The organism is Candidatus Methylomirabilota bacterium (genome assembly GCA_035315345.1).
Classification (GTDB): Bacteria; Methylomirabilota; Methylomirabilia; order Rokubacteriales; family CSP1-6; genus CAMLFJ01.
Genome location: DATFYA010000083.1, coordinates 17,498 through 36,654, shown reverse-complemented (window position 1 = coordinate 36,654; position 19,157 = coordinate 17,498). Strand labels below are relative to the sequence as shown.

The 19,157-nt window shown below is 71.3% G+C and carries 20 protein-coding genes; 3 read left to right on the top strand and 17 right to left on the bottom strand.

Annotation, left to right across the window (positions count from 1 at the left end; genetic code table 11):
• Positions 1–3: 3 nt before the first annotated feature.
• The gene (locus VKN16_10380; protein HME94610.1) at positions 4–924 is read left to right on the top strand and encodes a hypothetical protein; all 921 of its coding nucleotides are present in this window, start codon (positions 4–6) and stop codon (positions 922–924) included.
• On the opposite strand, the gene VKN16_10375 is transcribed toward VKN16_10380, so the two are convergent.
• The 16 genes from VKN16_10375 to VKN16_10300 all read right to left on the bottom strand — a co-directional run bounded on the left by VKN16_10375 (position 912) and on the right by VKN16_10300 (position 16,875).
• Positions 912–2,555 carry a sigma-70 family RNA polymerase sigma factor gene (locus VKN16_10375; GenBank protein ID HME94609.1) on the bottom strand — a complete coding sequence of 548 codons (1,644 nt, stop codon included), beginning with the start codon at positions 2,553–2,555 and terminating at the stop codon, positions 912–914. The genes VKN16_10380 and VKN16_10375 overlap by 13 nt on opposite strands.
• 88 nt (positions 2,556–2,643) lie before the next feature.
• Entirely contained in the window at positions 2,644–3,489 is an 846-nt protein-coding gene (locus VKN16_10370; protein ID HME94608.1) for a PHP domain-containing protein, read from the bottom strand.
• 13 nt (positions 3,490–3,502) lie between these two features.
• The gene (locus tag VKN16_10365) at positions 3,503–5,017 is read right to left on the bottom strand and encodes a leucyl aminopeptidase (protein HME94607.1); all 1,515 of its coding nucleotides are present in this window, start codon (positions 5,015–5,017) and stop codon (positions 3,503–3,505) included.
• Positions 5,018–5,022: 5 nt separating this feature from the next.
• Positions 5,023–5,478 (bottom strand): NUDIX hydrolase, encoded by a 456-nt coding sequence (locus VKN16_10360; GenBank protein HME94606.1) that lies wholly within the window; start codon positions 5,476–5,478, stop codon positions 5,023–5,025.
• Positions 5,475–6,305 (bottom strand): biotin/lipoate A/B protein ligase family protein, encoded by an 831-nt coding sequence (locus tag VKN16_10355; GenBank protein HME94605.1) that lies wholly within the window; start codon positions 6,303–6,305, stop codon positions 5,475–5,477. The genes VKN16_10360 and VKN16_10355 overlap by 4 nt, the downstream gene beginning before the upstream one ends.
• Before the next feature lie 66 nt (positions 6,306–6,371).
• Positions 6,372–7,853, bottom strand: a complete 1,482-nt coding sequence (gene gcvPB, locus VKN16_10350; GenBank protein HME94604.1) for an aminomethyl-transferring glycine dehydrogenase subunit GcvPB — start codon at positions 7,851–7,853, stop codon at positions 6,372–6,374.
• Positions 7,854–7,860: 7 nt separating this feature from the next.
• Positions 7,861–9,204, bottom strand: coding sequence for an aminomethyl-transferring glycine dehydrogenase subunit GcvPA (gene gcvPA / locus VKN16_10345; GenBank protein HME94603.1), 1,344 nt, complete (start codon positions 9,202–9,204; stop codon positions 7,861–7,863).
• An 18-nt stretch (positions 9,205–9,222) separates the two neighbouring features.
• Complete coding sequence (gene gcvH / locus VKN16_10340; protein HME94602.1) at positions 9,223–9,615, bottom strand: glycine cleavage system protein GcvH; 393 nt, start codon at positions 9,613–9,615, stop codon at positions 9,223–9,225.
• Positions 9,616–9,624: 9 nt separating this feature from the next.
• Complete coding sequence (gene gcvT / locus VKN16_10335; protein ID HME94601.1) at positions 9,625–10,746, bottom strand: glycine cleavage system aminomethyltransferase GcvT; 1,122 nt, start codon at positions 10,744–10,746, stop codon at positions 9,625–9,627.
• 27 nt (positions 10,747–10,773) lie between these two features.
• The gene (locus tag VKN16_10330) at positions 10,774–11,226 is read right to left on the bottom strand and encodes a hypothetical protein (GenBank protein HME94600.1); all 453 of its coding nucleotides are present in this window, start codon (positions 11,224–11,226) and stop codon (positions 10,774–10,776) included.
• The gene (locus VKN16_10325) at positions 11,226–12,050 is read right to left on the bottom strand and encodes a 5-oxoprolinase subunit PxpA (protein ID HME94599.1); all 825 of its coding nucleotides are present in this window, start codon (positions 12,048–12,050) and stop codon (positions 11,226–11,228) included. Before VKN16_10325 ends, VKN16_10330 begins: the two co-directional genes overlap by 1 nt.
• A 7-nt stretch (positions 12,051–12,057) precedes the next feature.
• Positions 12,058–13,386, bottom strand: coding sequence for an aspartate aminotransferase family protein (locus tag VKN16_10320; protein HME94598.1), 1,329 nt, complete (start codon positions 13,384–13,386; stop codon positions 12,058–12,060).
• 11 nt (positions 13,387–13,397) lie between these two features.
• Entirely contained in the window at positions 13,398–14,327 is a 930-nt protein-coding gene (locus VKN16_10315) for a biotin-dependent carboxyltransferase family protein (GenBank protein HME94597.1), read from the bottom strand.
• On the bottom strand, positions 14,324–15,055 hold the full coding sequence (pxpB, locus tag VKN16_10310) for a 5-oxoprolinase subunit PxpB (GenBank protein ID HME94596.1): 732 nt from the start codon (positions 15,053–15,055) through the stop codon (positions 14,324–14,326). The genes VKN16_10315 and pxpB overlap by 4 nt, the downstream gene beginning before the upstream one ends.
• Positions 15,056–15,068: 13 nt before the next feature.
• Complete coding sequence (locus VKN16_10305) at positions 15,069–15,857, bottom strand: putative hydro-lyase (GenBank protein HME94595.1); 789 nt, start codon at positions 15,855–15,857, stop codon at positions 15,069–15,071.
• A 37-nt stretch (positions 15,858–15,894) separates the two neighbouring features.
• Positions 15,895–16,875, bottom strand: coding sequence for a hydroxyacid dehydrogenase (locus VKN16_10300; protein ID HME94594.1), 981 nt, complete (start codon positions 16,873–16,875; stop codon positions 15,895–15,897).
• A 153-nt stretch (positions 16,876–17,028) separates the two neighbouring features.
• Between VKN16_10300 and VKN16_10295 the strand changes: the two genes are divergently transcribed.
• Together VKN16_10295 and VKN16_10290 are read left to right on the top strand one after the other, a co-directional pair.
• Positions 17,029–17,637 carry a UdgX family uracil-DNA binding protein gene (locus VKN16_10295; protein HME94593.1) on the top strand — a complete coding sequence of 203 codons (609 nt, stop codon included), beginning with the start codon at positions 17,029–17,031 and terminating at the stop codon, positions 17,635–17,637.
• 176 nt (positions 17,638–17,813) lie between these two features.
• On the top strand, positions 17,814–18,797 hold the full coding sequence (locus tag VKN16_10290; protein ID HME94592.1) for a sugar phosphate nucleotidyltransferase: 984 nt from the start codon (positions 17,814–17,816) through the stop codon (positions 18,795–18,797).
• Between the two features lie 21 nt (positions 18,798–18,818).
• On the opposite strand, the gene VKN16_10285 is transcribed toward VKN16_10290, so the two are convergent.
• Positions 18,819–19,088, bottom strand: a complete 270-nt coding sequence (locus VKN16_10285) for a hypothetical protein (protein HME94591.1) — start codon at positions 19,086–19,088, stop codon at positions 18,819–18,821.
• Between the last annotated feature and the right edge of the window lie 69 nt (positions 19,089–19,157).

Below are 19,157 nucleotides of genomic sequence, written 5' to 3'. Positions count from 1 at the left end.
GGCATGAATCCACGCGAGTATAGCACGCGGTCCGACGCGTCCGCGCTCGCCCCGCGCGTCGCCGAGGTGATGAGCGCGGCGGCGCAATGGCAGACCGTCGGGCGCGGCCGGCTCCTCGCGCCCGCCGCGCTGCAGAGCTGGCCCGGGATCGTCCACGGCGGCGCGCTCGCGGCCCTGCTCGACCGCGCGGCGCGCGCGCTCGCGGCGGACGAGCGCCCGCGTCGCATCGAGGCGCGCCTGACCTCGTCGGTGCCGATCGAGCGCGCGCTCGATCTGGAGGGCCACGCCGAGGGCTCCGCGGTGGGCGTGACCATTCTCGAGCGCGGTCAGCTGCTCACCTCGGCCACGATCACCGCGCCGGACGAGTGGGCGGTCGCCTCCGACGAGGCTCCGCCGTCACTTCGCCCGGCGAGCGACGCCGACGGCTGGCCGATGCCGCGCTCGGAACAGTGTCTGGCCTGCGGCGCCGACAATCCGCTCGGCCTGCGGCTGGGCCTGCGCTTCGATCGGCACGGCGTCTGGGCGCGCTTCGAGCCGCGTCCGCCCTGGCAGCGGCCCGACGGGCGCCTCGAGCCCGCGCTGGCCGCGGTGATCCTCGACGAGATCGCGTGGTGGCTGGGCGCCCTCGTCAGCCAGGAGGGCGGCCTCACCAATCGCATCCGCCTCACGCTGCCGCGTCCGGATGTGGCGGTGGCCGGCCCGCTGCTCGCGGGCGGCCGCTTCGACGCGGTGACGCCGGTGGACCGGCGGCGCACGTTCTGGCGCACGCACGGCGCGCTGATCGGCGCGGACGGCGCGGTGCTGGCGACGGCGGCCATCGTTTTCCGCGCCGGCGCCGACTACTCGGCCCGGCAGATGACCTATTTCCGCTCGCGCACCGATCCCGAGATCTTCGCCCGCCTGTTTCCCGCCTACGCGGGCTGAGGATCGGAGGACGATCGCGCCGCGCGGGCCAGGACGTCGTCGATCCCGCCCGTGAAGTAGAACGCCTCGTCGGGGATGTCGTCGTGCATGCCGTCGAGGATCTCGCGGCACCCGCGCAGCGCCTCCGCCCGGCTCACGAAAACACCGGGCCGCTTCGTGTATGGCTCGGCCACGAAGAATGGCTGCGCGAAGAAGAGCCACATCTTCCGCGCCCGACGGGGCTCGAGCTCGGTCACTCCTGCGGGCGGCACGATCGCGGCGGGATTGGCACTCGCCGCCATCGAGAGGAGGCGTCGGACCCGCCCCGCGATCTCGGCGGGCGCCGCCTCCGTCGGAGCCGCCTCGAACAGGCGGGAGCGTGAGACCAGCGCGTCGACCGTCGGATAGATGCGGACGTCGGCCAGCGCCCGCGACAGGCGGATGAGCACATCAACCTCCGGCAGGCGAGATACCTGTTCGGGCCTCCACTCCTCCTCCCCGGCGAAGTAGAACGTCTGGACGGCTCCGAGGGTGCCGCCGGTGTACCCTTCCTTCTCCCACACCTCCTGGAACGACGTGCTGCTGGGGCCGGGTGGCACGAACGCGAAGATCGACACCCCGCCGGCCGCCGAGCGCAGGCGCCAGCACAGCTCCTCGACTACCACGACGGTGCCCGCGCGATACTCGCCCGCGATCGACACGGTGCCACCGCGGACCAGCGGACACAGGACGTCGATGACCTTGATGCCGGTCTCCAGCACCTCCGGGAGCCGCGCCACGTCGGCCGCCGGCCCGGGCAGGAGGCGCACGGCACCGTCGAGCGCCTCGCGACTCATCAGCCCTTCGGTTCGCTTGCCGGAGCTCAACACCGTCATTCCCGGAGTCAGGCCGTCGCTCGGTGAAAGCGGCACGCAGCGCACCACGCCGTCCTTGAGCAGCTGGACCACCTGCACCCTCACGGACCGGCGCTGTGCCTGGTCGCTCACCGTGAGCTCGGTGAGCGGATCGGGCAGCCGGGTCGGATCGAAGAGCACCTCGCACACTCCATCTCGCGCCCGCACGATGCGTCCGATCCGGGCGGCAAAGTCGTCAGGAAGCCGGTGCGCCTCCAGCGTGTCCTTTACCATCGTCAGGGTCCTCCGCTTGAGCTGCGCGCGGGCGGCGTGCAGTCGGTTGTTGACCGTCGTCACCGGAAGACCCAGGAAGGTGGCAATGTCCTGCTGCGTGCACTGGTGCACGTAGAACAGCGTCACGACCTCGCGCAGGGCGGCGGGTAGTCGACCGATCGAGTCCAGAACGGTGGCGACGCGCTGCTCGTGCTCGAGCCTCCGGTCGGGGCCCACCTCCTCGGTCGCCACGGCCAGCGCGTCACTCAGGGGTAGCGCGTCGAGGTGCTTCTGCCGGAGGAGGCGGTGGGCCTGGTGGCGGACGATCCCGCGGAACCAGCCGGGAAACGCGGCGGGGTCTGCCAGCGTCGAGAGCCCGAACCATGCGGCGACGAACGCTTCCTGGACGACGTCTTCCGCCTGGGGCAGATCCCGCAGAAGCGCCAGCGCATAGCCGAATGCCATCTGCTGAAAGCGGCGGGTGACCTCGGCGAACGCATCGAGGTCACCCCCGCGGGACCGCTCGACCAGCCCTTCCAGGTCCATTCGGCTCCTCCACCTCAAGGTGCCAGGGGGCGGCCGTCGCCTTTGTGGGAACTTCCTCCGGAACGGCCGGCAGGTGAAAGGGGGCGGGTCAGGCGGGACGGGAGGCGCGCGCCTGCGCCACCTTCGCCTGCAGGGCGTCCCACGTGGCGAGCGGGACGGTGGGATGCCCCAGCGTGGCCGCCCGCACCGCCGGGCCGTGGAAGTCGGATCCGCCGGTGGCGACGAGATCGTACCGGCGACAGAGATCCAGGTAGGTCCCGCGCTGCGCGGGGGAGTGCTCCGAGTAGTAGCACTCGATGCCCATGAGCCCGGCCTCCACCATCGAGGGGATCAGCTCGTCGCGCTCGGCGAGGCCGGGATGGGCGAAGACCGGCACGCCGCCCGCGCGGCGCAGGAGCCGCACCGCGTCCTCCGGTGTGAGCTTCCGCCGCGGCACGTGGGCCGGCTTGCCCGAGGCCAGATACCGGTCGAAGGCCTCGCGCACCGTCTTGACGTAGCCGCGCTCGACCATGACCCGGGCGACGTGGGGGCGCCCGGCCGAGCCCTCCTGTACCAGCGCGAACACGCGCTCGACGTCGATGGGCAGCCCCAGCGCGGCGAGCCGCTCGGCGGTCCGGTGCACGCGCGCGCGCCGGTCTGCTCGCTGGGCGAGACAGAACTCCTGGAACCACGCGGCCTCGTACTCCATGCCGTAGCCGAGGACGTGGATCTCGGCGCCCTCGACGTCGCAATTGATCTCGATGCCCGGCACGATGGTCAGCGGCGGGTGGGCGCGCGCGGTCGCGATGGCCTCGGCGAGGCCGTCGGTGGAGTCGTGGTCGGTGATCGCCAGCACCCGCACCCCGCGGCGCGCCGCCTCCGCCACCAGCTCGCTCGGGCGATACGTGCCGTCCGAGGCGACGGTGTGGGTGTGGAGGTCGACGCCGCCGCCCACGGACCGGCTCGCGCTACCGCCGGCCGTCGAGCGCGGCGACGTAGGCGAGCAGCGTGCGCACCGTCACGCCGGTGCCGCCCTTCGGCCCCAGGGGCAGCTCGCGCTCGGTGAACGCGGTGCCCGCGATGTCGAGATGGGCCCACGGCACTCCCCCGGTGAACTCGCGCATGAAGAGCGCGGCCACGATCGCCCCGGCGCCCCGCTGGCTCGAGATGTTGTTGAGATCGGCCACGTCGCTCTTGAGGCCGTCCTTGTACTCGTCGTGCAGCGGCAGCCGCCACGTCCGCTCGCCGGCCACGTCCGCGGCGCCGAGCACCCGCGCGGCCAGGCCGTCGCTGCTCGCCATGAGGCCGGACACCCCCTGGCCCAGGGCGATGACCACCGCCCCGGTCAGGGTGGCCATGTCGATCATCTCGTCGGGCTCGATGTGCTTGACCGCGTACGACAGCGCGTCGGCGAGGGTCAGCCGACCCTCCGCGTCGGTGTTGCCGATCTCCACCGTGAGCCCGTTCATCGCGCGCACGATGTCGCCCGGCCGCTGGGCGGTCCCCGAGGGCATGTTCTCGGTCGCCGCGATCAGCCCGTGCACCTCGACCCGCGGCTTCAGACGGGGCAGCGCCTGGAAGAGGCCCAGCACCGCGGCGGCGCCCGCCATGTCGTCCTTCATGCGCAGCATGCCGTCGGCGGTCTTGAGGTCGAGCCCGCCCGAGTCGAAGGTGATGCCCTTGCCGATGATCACCACCCGCCGGCGCGCGCGGCCCTTCGGCTTGTAGGTGAGGTGGATGAACTTCGGCGGCTCCTGGCTGCCCTGGGCCACTCCGATGTAGGCGCCCATGCCCATCGTCGCGCAGTCGTCGCGCTCGAGAACCTTGAGCGTGAGCCCGCCTTCCTTGGCGATCTCGCCCGCGCGGCCGGCCAGGAAGGTCGGCGTCACCACGTTGGCCGGCTCGTTGACCAGATCGCGGGTCAGGCAGGTGGCCTCCGCCCAGATGCGGCCGAACCGCAGACCCTCGCGCGCGCCGGCCGCGCTGCGGCGATCCGGCTCCAGCAGGGTCAGGGACCGGACCGCCTTGCTGTTCTTCTCCTTCAGGTACTTCTCGAAGCGATAGGTGCCGAGCCACGCCCCCTCGACCACCGCCTGGGCGCGGTCACGCGGCGACAGGCCGTCGGGCGGCATGAAGACCGCGATGCTGGCCGCCCCCAGGTCGCGCGCGCGCCGCACCGCGGCCGCCGCGGCCCGGCGCACCGGCTCGGCGTCGCCGCGCGAGCGGCCGTCGCGCCGGTGCGGCCCGAGCCCCACCACGAGGACCCGCTCGGCGGGCAGCTTGCCGCCGGTGTGCACGTAGGAGATCTGCCCGGGCTTGCCCTCGAACTTCTCGCTCGCGAGCGCGCGGGTGAGCAGTCCGTCCAGGGCGCGATCCACCGCGGTGATCTCGGCGGGCGGTCGACGGTCGTCCGCGTACCGGCCCAGCACGAGCACATCCGCGCGTGCGTCCGCGGGCTTCCGGGTCTCGAGCGCCAGATCCATCGTGTTCAGCCTCCCTGACCGACGATCACGGCCCGGTGCACCATGGCCGCGAGCCCGTCGGTGGTGTCGTAACGGTCCAGGTCCGCGATAGGTACCCAGCGTACCTCCGCGGCGTCACTGCCAGCTCGCGGCACGCCCGATTCGATGGCGGCCACGTAGTCGATGATCACGTAGTGGTAGTGCACGCGCTCGGACTCCGATCCGTTGATCGAGGCCAGCCGCACCCGGTCGATGACTCCGCACAGGCCGAGCAGCCGCACCGCCACGCCGCATTCTTCCATGACCTCGCGGCGCAGCGCGTCCTCGATCCGCTCGCCCAGGTGCACCAGACCGCCCGGGACGCTCCACTTGCCCTGAGACGGCGGCTGCCCGCGCTTGACCAGGAGCACGCGGTCACCGTCCAGGATGACCGCGCCCACGCCGACGCGCGGGGCGTCCGGGTACTCGCGCGCGAAGGTCATCCGATCGCGGTGGCCACCACCGGCGCGCGGCCGGCCCGCGTCCATCGCAGGGTGGCGTACTTGTCACGGACGAGGGCCTCGGCCCGGTCCATCTCCTCGGCGGAAAGGCCGCCCGGAGAGAGATCGAGGCCGTGCACCGCGCGGAATCCGTCGGCCAGCGCGGCCAGGCTCTCCTCGAACGACGGCCGCCGACCGAGCACGGCCTCGAGCGTGGTCATGCCGGCCAGCGGATCGCGCTCGGTGGGAAACACGCGGCGGAGCCGATCCGGCGCGGCCCCCAGCATCAGCGAGCCGTGCTGGAGGAAGCCGGTGCCCTGCCGGCGCTGGGCGCTGCCGACGATCTTGAGCCCGCCGATCTCCAGCTCGTAGGACCCGGTGCGGGCGAAGCAGAACGTGGGCATCGCAGCGGGATCCGACGGCTGCACCGGCACCATCTCGACGGGCGCCCCGATGCGGTTGATGCCGGCGGCGAGCGCGCGGCCGATCCACTGATAGGTCTGCAGGAGGTCGCCGGCGCCCTCGAAGTCGCCGGTCGCGGCCACCACGCTGTAGGTCAGCTCGAGGTCGGGCCCCTCGTGCAGGATCGCGCTGCCGCCGGTCGGCCGGCGGACGAGCCCGATACCGAGCGACGAGGCCGCGGCCTCGTCGATGCGCGCGTCGAGCGGCTGGCCGTAGCCCAGCGAGATCGTCGGGGGCTGCCAGGCGAAGAATCGCAGCGTGGGCGGGGTGGCGCCCGCGAGCCGGCCGCGGAGGAGCGATTCGTCCAGGGCCATGTTGAGTGCCCCGTCGAGCGGCTCGGTCACCAGGAGGCGGAAGGGAGCGGCCATTGGACGATCACCCCTCACCCTGCCCTCTCCCCTGAGGGGAGAGGGTGCTTCGGCGCGGCGCGAGGGTCATCGGGCGGGACGCCACCTCAGCACGGGCTGGCGCGCGGCCCGCGTCTGGTCGAGCCGGCGCACCGGAGTGGTCAGCGGCGCCTGGTGGATCACGTCGGGGCTCGTCTCGGCCTCGCGGGCGATCTGGATCATGGCGTCGCAGAACTGATCGAGCGTCTCCTTGGACTCCGTCTCGGTCGGCTCGATCATGAGCGCCTCCTCGACGATCAGCGGGAAGTACGTGGACGGGGCGTAGAAGCCCAGGTCGAGGAGCCGCTTGGCGATGTCCATCGCGGTGACCCCGAGCTTCTTCTGCCGGCGCGCCGAGAGCACGCACTCGTGCATGCACGGGCCGGGGGCCGAGCGGTCGTAGTCGTCCTCGAGGCGCTTCAGGATGTAGTTGGCGTTGAGCACCGCGTTCTCGGAGACCGAGCGGAGCCCGTCGGGCCCCATGGTGCGAATGTAGGCATAGGCCCGCACGAGCATGCCGAAGTTGCCCCAGAAGGCCTGCAGCTTGCCGATGGACTGGGGCCGGCTCCAGTCGAGCGCGTACGCTCCCGCGCCCGCATCGTCACGCTTGACCACGACCGGCGCGGGCAGGAACGGGGCGAGGTGCGCCTTGATGCCCACCGGCCCCGAGCCGGGCCCGCCGCCGCCGTGCGGGGTGGTGAACGTCTTGTGCAGGTTGAAGTGGCAGACGTCGAAGCCGAGATCACCGGGACGCGTGATGCCGAGGATGGCGTTGAAGTTGGCGCCGTCCATGTACACCTGCACGCCCTTGGCGTGACACATCTCGGTGATCTGGAAGATCTTCGACTCGAAGAGCCCGAGCGTGTTGGGCTGGGTGATCATGAACGCGGCCACGTCCTCGTCGAGATGCCGCTCGAGGTCGGCCAGGTCCACGTCGCCGTTGGCTTCCGACCGTAGCTCCACGACCGCAAAGCCGGCCAGCGCGGTGGACGCGGGATTCGTGCCGTGCGCGGAGTCCGGGATCAGCACCTTGTGGCGGCGCTCGCCGCGCGCGAGGTGATAGGCGCGGATCATCAGCACCCCGGCCAGCTCGCCCTGAGCCCCGGCCGCCGGCTGGAGCGAGACTTCGTCCATCCCGGAGATCTCCGCCAGGTCGCGGGCCAGCTCCCACATGAGCCCGAGCGCCCCCTGGCTCGCCGCCTCGGGGGCCAGCGGGTGCAGGCGCGCGAAGCCGCCGAGGCGGGCCATGTCCTCGTTGATCTTCGGGTTGTACTTCATGGTGCACGAGCCGAGCGGGTAGAAGTGCGTGTCCACCCCGTAGTTCATCTGCGACAGGCGCGAGTAGTGGCGGATCACGTCGACTTCCGAGACCTCGGGCAGCTCGGCCGCGGTCTCCCGGACGTGGTGCCTGGGCAGCAGCGCGGCCGGATCGCCGTCCGGCACGTCGCTCTCGGGCAGCGAGTAGGCGAAGCGGCCGGGCGAGGACAGCTCGAAGATCACCTTGTCGTAGGACGCCTTTGCGGTGTGCATGGCGGCCTCAGGCGACCGCCGCGGCCAGCGCCGCCGCGTAGGCGTCGATCTCTTCCTTGGTCCGCTTCTCGGTCACCGCGACCAGCAGGCAGTCCTTGTAGGCGCGGTCGAATCCCTTGAGCGGCACCCCGGCGAGGAGCCGGTCCTTCATCAGTCGCTTGATCACCCGCTCCGGGGACTTCGGGACCTTGAGCGTGAACTCCTTGAAGAAGGGCGCGCCGAAGCGCAGCGACACCCCCGGGACCTTGGTCAGCTCGCGCGCCGCGTAGTGGGCCTTCGCGGTGGACAGCTCGCCCACCTTCCGCAGCCCGCGCTTGCCCAGGATCGAGACGTAGATGGTGGCCATCAGTGCGCAGAGCGCCACGTTGGTGCAGATGTTCGAGGTGGCCTTCTCGCGGCGGATGTGCTGCTCGCGGGTCTGGAGCGTCAGGACGAAGCCGCGCTGGCCGTCGACGTCCACGGTGGCGCCGACCAGACGCCCCGGCATGCGCCGCACCAGCTCTTGCTTGACCGCGAAGACCCCGAGGTTCGGGCCGCCGAAGCTCATGGGGACGCCCAGGCCCTGTCCCTCGCCGACCACGATATCGGCGCCGCAGGCGCCCGGGGGCGTCAGCAGGCCGAGATTGACGGGTTCGGCGACCACGATCAGCAGCGCGCCCGCCTCGTGCGCGATGTCGGCGACCGCGCGCACCTCCTCGAGGCAGCCGAAGAAGTTCGGGTACTGGATCACCACCGCCGCGCTGTGCGGAGAGAGCGTCTTGCGGAGCGCGTCGGGGTCGGTGACCCCGTCGCCGAGCGGCGCGGACTTGATCTTGAGCCCGGGGCCTTCGACGTAGGTCTCGACCACCTGGCGGTAGAGCGGGTTCACCCCGCGCGAGATCATCAGGGTGTCGCGCCCGGTCGTGGCATGGGCCATCAGGGTGGCCTCGGCCAGCGAGGAGGCGCCGTCGTAGATCGACGCGTTCGCCACGTCCATGCCGCAGAGCTCTGCCATCATGGTCTGGTACTCGAAGATCGAGCGCAGAGTCCCCTGGCTGGCTTCCGGCTGGTACGGGGTGTAGGCGGTGAAGAACTCGCCGCGGGAGATCAGGTGGTTGATGGGGCTGGGGATCGCGTGGTCGTAGGAGCCCGCCCCGAGGAAACAGGCATACTCGTCGGCGCCCGCGTTGAGCCCGGCCATGCGCTGCAGGTGCCGGACCAGCTCGGTCTCGGCCATCGCGCGCGGCAGGTTGAGCGGACGCGAGAGCCGGGCCTTGGTCGGGATGCGGACCAGCAGGTCCTCGATGGAGGAGGCGCCGATGGCCGCCAGCATCTCCTTCTGCTGGGCGGGAGTGTTGGAGATGTAGCGCATGCGGGCTGCCTTTCCGGCCTAGTGCGCGCCGTCGGCGGTGAGCTTCTGGTAGTCGGCCGCGCTCAGGAGCCCGTCGACGTCCTTCGGGTTGGCCATGCGGATCACCAGCATCCAGCCCTTCCCGTAGGGATCGGTATTCACCAGCTCGGGGCTCTTGGGCAGCGCGTCGTTGACCTCCACCACCTCGCCCGAGACCGGCGCGAAGAGATCGGAGACCGCCTTCACCGATTCCACCACTCCGAACGTCTTCATCGCGGTGACCTTCGCGCCCACCTTGGGCAGCTCGACGAAGACCACGTCGCCGAGCTGCTCCTGGGCGAACGCGGTGATGCCGATGCGGGCGCGGTCGCCGTCCACCTTGGCCCATTCGTGCTCGCGCGTGTACTTGAGCTCCGCCGGAACGTTCGCCATCGACTTCTCCTAGGCCTTCTTGGTGTGCGAGGGATGGAAGGGCGTCTTCACCACGCGGGCCGCGTGGGTCGCGCCCCGGATCTCGACCGCCAGCTCGCTGCCGACCGCGGCCTGCGCGGACGGGACGTAGCCCATCCCGATCGAGCGCTCCACCGACGGGCCGAACGAGCCCGAGGTGACGACGCCGACGGGCGCGCCGCCGGCCATCAACCGGTAGCCGTGGCGCGGGACCGCGCGCTCGGCCATCTCGAAGCCGACGAGGCGCCGGGCCACTCCGCGGGCGCGGAGCGCCTCGATGGCCTCACGGCCGATGAACTCGCCCTTGGCGGGCTTCACCACCCAGCCGAGGCCCGCCTCGAGGGGGTTCGTGGTCTGGTCGATGTCGTTGCCGTAGAGCGCGTACTTCATCTCGAGGCGCAGGGTATCGCGCGCGCCCAGGCCGATCGGCTGCAGCCCGTCGGGGCGGCCCGCCTCGATGAGAGCCGACCAGAGCCGCTCCGCCTGCGGGGCCGCGACGTACAGCTCGAAGCCGTCCTCGCCGGTGTAGCCGGTGCGCGAGATCACCGCGGGCACGCCGGCCACCGCGCCGGTGGCGAAGTGGTAATAGGCGATGCCGGTCACGTCGCGATCGGCGAGACGGCCGACCAGCCCCTCGGCGCGCGGCCCCTGCACCGCGAGCAGCGCGGTCTCGTCGCTGACGTTCTTCCACTCGGCCCGTCCCACGCTGTGCGACGTCACCCACGCCCAGTCCTTGTCGATGTTCGAGGCGTTGACCACCAGCATGAACCGGTCGGCGCCCATCTTGTAGATCGTGAGGTCGTCCACGATGCCGCCCTCCGGATAGCAGAGGGCCGCGTACTGCACCTGGCCGATCTCGAGCGTGGAGGCGTCGTTGGTGCAGAGGCGCTGGACCGCGGCGAGGGCGTCCGGCCCGCGAACCTCGAACTCACCCATGTGGCTGATGTCGAAGAGGCCGACCGCGCGACGCACCGTCCGGTGCTCGTCGATGATGCCGGTGTACTGCACCGGCATGTCCCAGCCCCCGAAGGGAACCATCTTGGCGCCCGCCTTGACGTGGACGTCACGCAGCGGGGTGCGCTTGAGCGGGCCGGTGGACGCAGCGTCCGTCATCAAGAGATCGGCTCGGGCCGCCTCATCTTACTGGATGCCCTCTGGGGTCGCAACGACGCGGTAGCCGCGGCTCTGCATGCAGGCGACGTACGCCCGCTCGAAGCGGCCGCGCCCGTCGAGGCCGAGCGCGCCGCCCGCGATGGCGCCCGCGCCGGCGCCGGCGATCAGCCCCTCGGTGGCCGTCGACTCGGTCGAGGCCGGCAGCCCGGTCACGAGACCGCCCAGGGCGGCGCCGCTCGTGCCGAGGACGAAGATGTTCCGGAGCGCATTTGCCAGGGGCGAATCGTCGCCGTTGTAGTTGGTGGCCACGCCCATCTCCGCCTTGCAATCGATGGCATCGAGACGGTGCCGGGTCTCGGACTGGTCCTGGACCGCGGTGGTCGGCGGCAGCTTCCCCACGTGCACCACCCGCTTCGTGGTGGCACAGCCGGCGAGCGCGAGCGCCGCGGCCAGGAGGACGAGCGCGGTGCGGCCGCCCATCACTGCGCGGGCAGCCAGTCGCGCAGCGGCTTGATCTGACAGCCCGCCTTCTCCAGGGCCTCGCGGACCGAGCGAACGATTTTTTCCGCCCCGGGCGTGTCGCCGTGGCAGCAGATGGTCTGCACCGAGACGTCGATGTCCACGCCGTCGATGGTGCGCACCGTGCCGTGCATCGCCAGCTGCACCGCCTGGGCCGCCGCCCTGGCGGGGTCGGTGATCAGCGAGCCGGCGAGCTTGCGCGACACGAGCGTGCCGTCCACCGTGTAGGCGCGATCGGCGAAGCCCTCGGAGGCGACCCGCGCGCCCATCTTCCGGCAGGTCGCGTCGTAGCGGCCGGACCCCATGGTCATCAGGATGAGACCGGAGTCGATCGCCGCCCGGCCGGCCGCGGCGGCCAGCGCCTCGTCGCGCTCCATCATGCTGGGGAGGATCCCGTGGGGCTTCATGTGCTGGAGCGCGGCGCCGGCGGCCCGGGCGATCTCGCGCAGCGCTCCGGTCTGGTAGCAGAAGCAGTCCTGCAGCTCGCGCGCGCTCACGTCCATCTGGCGGCGGCCGAAGCCCATCAGGTCGGGCAGCGAGGGATGCGCGCCGATCGCCACCCCGTGGGCGAGGGCCAGCTCGACGGTCCGACGCATGATGTGGGGATCGCCGCCGTGGAAGCCGCACGCCACGTTGGCCGAGGTGATGAACGGCATGATGGCCTCGTCGGCTCCGAGCGTCCAGCGCCCGTACGACTCGCCCATGTCGCAGTTGAGGTCGATCGTTTTGCGAGCCGCAGCCGAAGGCGAGGCGAGCGCATTTGAAAGAGGGGCAAGGGAGGTCATCGCCGCCCTACTCGAGCACCCGGCCGAGCGTCTCCACGAAGCGGTCGACGTCGGCGTCGGCCATGGCCAGGGAGCAGGCGCCGAGCCCGCGCTGGGAGAGCAGCACGCCCTCGTTGACCAGCCCGAGGAAGGTGCGCGCGGGCGCGGTCGGGTCCTCCGGGCGCGCCGAGCGGTAGTCGCCGAGCTTCTTCTTCGTGTGGTGGATCCAGAAGAGCGAGCCTACGCCGGTGATCTGCCCCGCGTAGCCCTTCTTGCGGAGGAGGCGGCGTACCCCGTCCCGCAGCCGGTCTCCAAGCGCCTCGAGACGCGCATACGCGTCGGGGGTGAGCTGCTCCATGGTGGCGATGCCGCCCGCCATGGTGAGCGGGTTCGCGTTGAAGGTACCGCCGTGGTTGATGCGGCCCTTGCCGTCGCGCGGATCGTAGGGGTTCATGACGTCGGCGCGCCCGCCGAAGGCGCCGACCGCGAGGCCGCCGCCGATGATCTTGCCCAGCGTGGTGAGGTCCGGTCGGATGCCGAAGCGCTCCTGCGCGCCGCCACGGCCCACCCGGAACGAGATGACCTCGTCGAAGATCAGGAGGATGTCCAGGCGCTGGGTGACCTCGCGCAGCTTCTCGAGGAAGCCCTCGCGCGGCGAAATCATGCCCGCGTTCGCAAAGAGCGGGTCGACGATCACCGCGGCGATGTCGCCCGCCTGCTTCTCGAGGATCTTCTCGCAGGCGTCCGCGTCGTTCCACGGCAGCGTCACCACGTGCTTCATGACCACCGGCGGCACCCCGGCGGACCACGCCACCGACTTCGGCCGCTTGCGCGAGCCGGCGGAGGCCGGATCCGGGGCCACGCTCACCAGCACCCAGTCGTGGGTGCCGTGGTAGGCGCCCTCGAACTTCGCGATCTTCGCGCGACCCCGGTACGCGCGGGCCACCCGCACCGCGTGCATGGTCGCCTCGGTGCCCGAGTTGGCGAACCGCACCACCTCCAGGCCCGGAATGCGCGAGGTCAGGATCTCGGCCAGCCGGATCTCGTGCTCGCTCGGCCCCGGGAACGACATCCCGTGCGCCGCCGCGTCCTGGATCGCCTTGACCACCTGCGGGTTGGCGTGGCCCAGGATCAGGCTCGTGTAGTTGCCGTTGAAGTCGAGCCGCTCGACCCCGTCGGCGTCCCAGACGCGCGCGCCCTCGCCGCGGGTGATGTAGAACGGGTACGGGTCGAAGAAGGTGGTGGTGCGGCTGTTGCCGCCCGGCATGACGCGGAGCGCTTCCTCGAAGAGCTGCCGGGAGCGGGGAGTCTTCGCCTGGAAGTCGGTGATCGCGCGCTCGAGCGTCTCATGAGTCATGGGGGCTCCTCCTATTCGATGGCGGTATCCAGGGTCCGGCGGCTGTCCCGAAGCATCGCATGAGCCTCGGCGACTGTCACGCGTCGGAAACGCAGGCGGCCGCCCGGCTTGACCTGCCCGATCCGGCCCAGGTCGAACGAGCACACGGTGGCGATCTTGGTGTAGCCGCCGGCGGACTGCCGATCCGCGAGCAGCACGATCGGCTGGCCCTCGCCGATGACCTGCACGCCGCCCATCGGGACGCCGTCCGAGATGATGTCGTGGCCGCGGGTGTGCTCGATGAACGGCCCCTTGAGCCGGGCCCCCATGCGATCGCTCTGCGGCAAGATCTCGTACGGCCCGGTGAGGAACGCGTCGACGCCCGCGCGGGTGAAGCGATCCTCCTGCGGCCCGAGGATCACCGCGACCTCGGCGTCTGCCGGATACGCGGGGATCCGATCGGGGCGGACCCGACGCGCCGATGACGCGACCGCGCGGCCCAGCGCCAGCCGGTCGCCCTTGCGCAGGGCGCGGCCCTCGAGCCCGCCGAGACGCCCGCGCGGATACGTGGCCCGCGACTCGAGGACGAGCGGCGTCTGGATGCCGCCGGCGACCGCCACGTAGGTCCGCACGCCGCGGCGCACCGGCCCGAGACGGAGCACGTCGCCCGCCTGCACGGCCAGGCTCTCCCACGTCGGCGCCGGCGCGCCGTTCAGGGTCGGCGCCATGTCGGCGCCGGTGATGGCGACGACGCGCGCGTCCGTGAACTCGAGGCGCGGGCCCAGGAGCGTGCACTCGAGCCCGGCCGCGTTGTCGTCGTTGCCGACCAGGCGATTGGCGAGCACGAAGGCCTCGCGGTCCATCGGCCCCGACGTGGGAATGCCGACCCTCAGATGGCCGAAGCGCCCCAGGTCCTGGATGGTGGTGAGCGGCCCGCCGTCCTGGACGAGGAGGTCGCTCATGCCGTGTCGATCCGCGGCGTGAACCGCCCCGCGTCGACGGCGGCCGCGATCGCGTCGAACTCGGCGCGGTCGATCGCGCGGAAGCGCACGTGATCGCCCGCGCGCAGCAGGATCGGGTCCGCCGCGGTGGGATCGTAGAGCCGCACCGGCGTCCGCCCCAGCACCCAGAACCCGCCGGGACTCTCGATCGAATAGATGCAGCACTGGATGCCGCCGATGGCCACGCTGCCCGGCGGCGTCTTGGTCCGCGGGTTCGTCAGGCGCGGGATGGTGAGCCGGCCGGGCATGCCGGTCATGTAGGGCAGCCCGGGCGTGAAACCCACGAAATAGATGTAGTACTCGGCGGCCGCGTGCATCCGCACCAGCTCGTCGGGCGAGAGCCCAAGCTTCTCGGCGGCGGGCCCCAGCTCGAAGCCCATCTCGGCCTCGTAGCAGCACGGCAGCTCCACCGTGCGCGCGGGCGGCAGCACGTCGGGGCGCGCGCGCGCCCACAGCTCGCGCAGGCGGGCGGTGAGCGCGTCGTAGCCGATCACCAGCGGATCGTAGTAGACGAGGAGGGCGCGATAGCTCGGCACCGTCTCCCCGACCCCGGGCAGGTGCGCCTGCTGCAAGAGGTACTCGAGCGCGAGGACCCGGGCGTTCAGCTCCCGGTCGATCTCCTCACCCAGCTCGACGGACACCGCGCGGTCGCCGCACGGCAGGAGCCGCGGCTCGGGCCAGATCGTCACCGCGAGCGAGCGATCAAATCGCGGCGAGCGCGTGGTTCGGCAGGTCGGTGATGAACATGTGCCCCGGGCTGTGGGTGATCATGAACGCAGGCTTGGAGGCCAGCGCCACCGCCTGAGGCGTCACCCCGCACGCCCAGAACACCGGCACTTCGCCGGGGCGCACGCCCACCGAGTCGCCCCAGTCGGGCTTGTTCACATCGGCGATGCCGAGCACGGAGGGATCGCCCACGTGCACCGGGGCGCCGTGCGCGCTGGGAAAGCGCGCGGAGGCGGTCACCGCCTTGGAGATCATCCCGGTGGGGATGGGCCGCATCGACACCACCATCGGGCCGTGGAACCGGCCGGCCGGGCGACACGCGATGGAGGTCTTCCACATCGCCACGTTCTTGCCCTCGTCGATGTGCCGCATCGGGATGCCCGCGTCGAGCAGGGCCCACTCGAAGGTGAACGAGCACCCGAGCAGGAACGCGACGAGGTCGTCACGCCAGAACGGGGTGACGTCGGTCACCTCGTCGGCCAGGACGCCGTCCTTGTAGATCCGATACCGCGGCAGGTCCGTCCGCAGATCTGCACCGGGGGCCACCGCCACCGGCTCGGGGGAGCCGACGTCGGTCACCTCGATGAGGGGGCACGGGCGCGGGTTGCGCTGACAGAAGAGCAGGAAATCGTACGCCTGCTCCTTCGGCAGCACCGCCAGGTTGGCCTGCACGAAGCCGGGCGCGAGCCCGGCGGTCACCGCATTCAGTCGGCCGGCCCGGATGTCGGCCCGGATCTCCTTCGGATGGCGCGCGTCGATCGGCATGGCGTCGTTCTCCCCTGCTTCAGTCTTGATGCCCAGTCTACGTGAGGTGCCCGAGCCGGGGCCACAGATCGGGGTTGGCGAGCACGTGCGGCTTCTCGCCGCGCAGCACGCGGAGCATCTCGGCGGTCACCTGCAGGGCCATGCCCCGCATCGTCTCGCGGGTCACCCCCGCGATGTGGGGCGATACGATGACGTTCTCGAGCTGGAACAGCCGGTTGTCCGACGACGCCGGCTCCTCCTCGAACACGTCGATGCCCGCCGCGCGGATCTTGCCGCTCTCGAGCCCGGACACCAGCGCGTCCTCGTCCTGCGTCTTGCCCCGGGACGTATTGACGAAGATCACGCCGTCCTTCATCTGCGCGACCGCGGCGGCGTCGATCATGTGGTGCGTCTCCTTCGTATGCGGGGTGTGGCAAGTGATCACGTCGGCCTGCCGCAAGAGCGAGGCCATGTCCGGCATCGGCTCGACGCCCCGGTTGCGCACCTCGTCGGCGGGCACGTACTTGTCGTAGCCGATCACCCGCATGCCCAGGGCGTTCGCGGTGCGGGCCACCCGCCGCCCGATGTTGCCCACCCCGATGATGCCGAGGGTCTTGCCGTTCATCTCGAGCAGGCCGTCCCAGCGGGCCTTGCCCCAGTCGGCCTTGCGCGTGCGCTGGTCCACCACCACCGCCTGCTTGGCGCAGGCCAGCATCAGCATGATGGCGTGCTCGGCGACCGAGTTGGAGTTCGACCCCGGGGCGTGCACCACCGCGACCCCCAGCTCGGTCGCCGCGGGCAGGTCCACGATGTCGAGGCCGACCCCGTGCCGGCCCACGACCTTGAGCTTCGGGCAGGCGGCCATGAGCGAGCGGCTGCAGTCGGGCTTGGACCGGAACAGGATGCCCTCGGCCTCCCTCGCGGCCGCGATCATCCCGGCCTCGGTCTCGGCGCTGGTGACCACCACCCGGGCTTCCGCCTCGAGCTGCTTCATCCCATCGGGGTGGATGGGCCCTCCGAGCACGACGAGCGGCTTCATCGGGAGCTCTCCTTCCGCGGTTCGCCTGTCGGCAACGGCTCGCATTATAGCGGAGCGGCCGTACCGAGTCATCACGACGCCCCCGACTCGATCCGGCCCTCGGCCTCGCGCCCCCCTCGCGGCCTTGGCACGAGCCGTGCGGCGGTGGGGGCCATGCGCAAGTCCACGCTGGACGATCTGAGGCGGGCGGCCGCCTCCTGTACCGCGTGCGATCTTTACAAGCGTGCGACGCAGACCGTCTTCGGCGAAGGGGCGGCGCGGGCCGAGATCGTGCTGGTCGGCGAGCAGCCCGGTCACGAGGAGGACCTGGCCGGTCGGCCCTTCGTGGGGCCCGCCGGCCGGCTGCTCGACGAGGCGCTGTCGGAGGCCGGGCTGGACCGCCGGCGGATCTATGTCACCAACGCGGTCAAGCATTTCAAGTGGACGAAGGACAAGAGCGGCGGCAAGCGGCGCATCCACGACAAGCCCAACCAGAGCGAAATCGAGGCCTGTCGTCCCTGGCTCCAGCAGGAGCTCTGGCTGCTCCGCCCGGCGGTGGTGGTCTGCCTGGGCGTGACCGCGGCGAGCGCGGTGCTCCGGAAGCGCGTCACGATTCGCGCCAGCCGCGGGGCGGCTCTCGAGTCGCCCGACGGCTTCCGCACGCTCGTGACCGTTCATCCCTCGGCGATCCTGAGAATCCCGGATCGCGAGGATCGCGAAGCGGAGCGCCGGCGATTCGTTCACGATCTGGAGCGCGCCGCGACGATCCGGGCGTCGCGGTAGAAACAACCGAGTAGAACTTCCCGCGTCGCCCCCGCCGTCCCCCGAAGTTTCGCGCAACTCGCGCGCGGCATGGCGCGCCGAGCGCGACGCCCGATGGCACGTCGCTTGAACCTCCGACGCCGCTGCTCATTCGGCCATCCACAAGGAGTCGAGGGTCCGCTCGACAGGAGGAGAAGATGACCAAGCCGGCAGACGCGGAGCTCCCCGAACTGCTTCCCGACGCTCACGTCCTGGACCGGCAGAGCTGCTGGGCCGTCGTCCTGGCGGGCGGTGAGGGCATTCGGCTGCGCTCGCTCGTGCGGCAGGTGCTCGGAGCCGACCGGCCCAAGCAGTACGTGCGACTCCTGGGTCCCCGCACCTTGCTGCGCCAGACCCTGGACCGGATCTCGCTGGCGATCCCGGACGGCCGGACCGTGATCGCGACGGTGCGGCAGCACGCCGGCTACATCTCCGAGGAGTTCGCGGGGCGACCGCATCCCACGATCCTGCCGCAGCCGTTCGATCGTGGCACCGCCGCCGGCATCCTCTATCCCGCCCACTGGATCGCCTGGCGCAATCCCGAGGCGACGATCGCGATCTTCCCCTCCGACCACTTCATCCTCGGCGAGGCCGCGTTCATGGCCCACGTGGCGGAGGTTGCCGCGTGGGTGGACAAGAATCCGGACCGGCTGGTCCTGCTCGGCGCTCAGCCCACCTCGCCCGAGGTCGAGTACGGCTGGATCGAGCCGGACGAGCGCCTGGGGGAGCTGTCGACCGGCCCCGTCCGGGCGGTGCGGCAATTCTGGGAGAAGCCGTCGGTCGCGCGGGCGCGGACGTGCCTGGTCGGTGGCCACCTGTGGAACACCTCCGTGATCGTCGGCAAGGTCGCGACGCTGCTGCAGGCCGGCTGGCAGGCCCTCCCCGCTCTGAGCGATCGGCTCGCCCGCGTCGAGCCGTTCGTGGGCGGCGAGGAGGAAGCCGACGCGATTCGTCAGGCCTATGAGCTGATGCCGAAGGCCAACTTCTCGCGCGCGGTCCTGGAGGCGTGCCCGGAGATGCTGGCGGTTTCCCGGCTGCCGCGGATCGTCTGGTCGGATCTGGGCAGCCCGCACCGGGTGATGGAGGCGCTCACCCGCATGCGGATACGGCCGGAGTGGGCCAGGGCCCTCACTCCGGCGTGAGGCAGTCCGCCGGAGCCGCGCTCAGGCGGTCGCGGCGGCCTTCGGCACCGTCCGGAGCGGGGCCGGTGAGAGCGTGATCTGCAGGTCGCAGTAGTCCCGCATCAGCCCCGCGTCCTGCTCCCGGATCTCGGCCAGGACCGTCTGGCCGCCCTGGCCGGTTCGAAGCTGCGTCGCGGCCTTCGAGAGGATACGCTGCTGCCGCGCCAGCTCGTGCTGCGTGTCGGAGATCTCCTTCATCCGTCGCGTGATCGCGCCCAGTAGCGATCCCTGCAGCTCGCTCCGATCGGCCATGGTGTTCCTCCTGCACGAGGGGGAAGCAAGCGCGCTGCCACGCGCAAGTCGCATCGACCCTGGTGATCG

What these genes read in the sequence shown, in the direction of transcription:
- gcvH (HME94602.1), bottom strand. Translation starts at nt 9,615, where the DNA reads ATGGCGAACGTTCCGGCGGAGCTCAAGTACACGCGCGAGCACGAATGG.
- VKN16_10375 (HME94609.1), bottom strand. Translation starts at nt 2,555, where the DNA reads ATGGACCTGGAAGGGCTGGTCGAGCGGTCCCGCGGGGGTGACCTCGAT.
- VKN16_10360 (HME94606.1), bottom strand. Translation starts at nt 5,478, where the DNA reads ATGACCTTCGCGCGCGAGTACCCGGACGCCCCGCGCGTCGGCGTGGGC.
- gcvT (HME94601.1), bottom strand. Translation starts at nt 10,746, where the DNA reads ATGACGGACGCTGCGTCCACCGGCCCGCTCAAGCGCACCCCGCTGCGT.
- VKN16_10325 (HME94599.1), bottom strand. Translation starts at nt 12,050, where the DNA reads ATGACCTCCCTTGCCCCTCTTTCAAATGCGCTCGCCTCGCCTTCGGCT.
- VKN16_10315 (HME94597.1), bottom strand. Translation starts at nt 14,327, where the DNA reads ATGAGCGACCTCCTCGTCCAGGACGGCGGGCCGCTCACCACCATCCAG.
- VKN16_10355 (HME94605.1), bottom strand. Translation starts at nt 6,305, where the DNA reads ATGGCCGCTCCCTTCCGCCTCCTGGTGACCGAGCCGCTCGACGGGGCA.
- VKN16_10285 (HME94591.1), bottom strand. Translation starts at nt 19,088, where the DNA reads ATGGCCGATCGGAGCGAGCTGCAGGGATCGCTACTGGGCGCGATCACG.
- VKN16_10295 (HME94593.1), top strand. Translation starts at nt 17,029, where the DNA reads ATGCGCAAGTCCACGCTGGACGATCTGAGGCGGGCGGCCGCCTCCTGT.
- VKN16_10300 (HME94594.1), bottom strand. Translation starts at nt 16,875, where the DNA reads ATGAAGCCGCTCGTCGTGCTCGGAGGGCCCATCCACCCCGATGGGATG.
- VKN16_10330 (HME94600.1), bottom strand. Translation starts at nt 11,226, where the DNA reads ATGGGCGGCCGCACCGCGCTCGTCCTCCTGGCCGCGGCGCTCGCGCTC.
- VKN16_10380 (HME94610.1), top strand. Translation starts at nt 4, where the DNA reads ATGAATCCACGCGAGTATAGCACGCGGTCCGACGCGTCCGCGCTCGCC.
- VKN16_10320 (HME94598.1), bottom strand. Translation starts at nt 13,386, where the DNA reads ATGACTCATGAGACGCTCGAGCGCGCGATCACCGACTTCCAGGCGAAG.
- gcvPA (HME94603.1), bottom strand. Translation starts at nt 9,204, where the DNA reads ATGCGCTACATCTCCAACACTCCCGCCCAGCAGAAGGAGATGCTGGCG.
- gcvPB (HME94604.1), bottom strand. Translation starts at nt 7,853, where the DNA reads ATGCACACCGCAAAGGCGTCCTACGACAAGGTGATCTTCGAGCTGTCC.
- VKN16_10305 (HME94595.1), bottom strand. Translation starts at nt 15,857, where the DNA reads ATGCCGATCGACGCGCGCCATCCGAAGGAGATCCGGGCCGACATCCGG.
- VKN16_10365 (HME94607.1), bottom strand. Translation starts at nt 5,017, where the DNA reads ATGGATCTGGCGCTCGAGACCCGGAAGCCCGCGGACGCACGCGCGGAT.
- VKN16_10290 (HME94592.1), top strand. Translation starts at nt 17,814, where the DNA reads ATGACCAAGCCGGCAGACGCGGAGCTCCCCGAACTGCTTCCCGACGCT.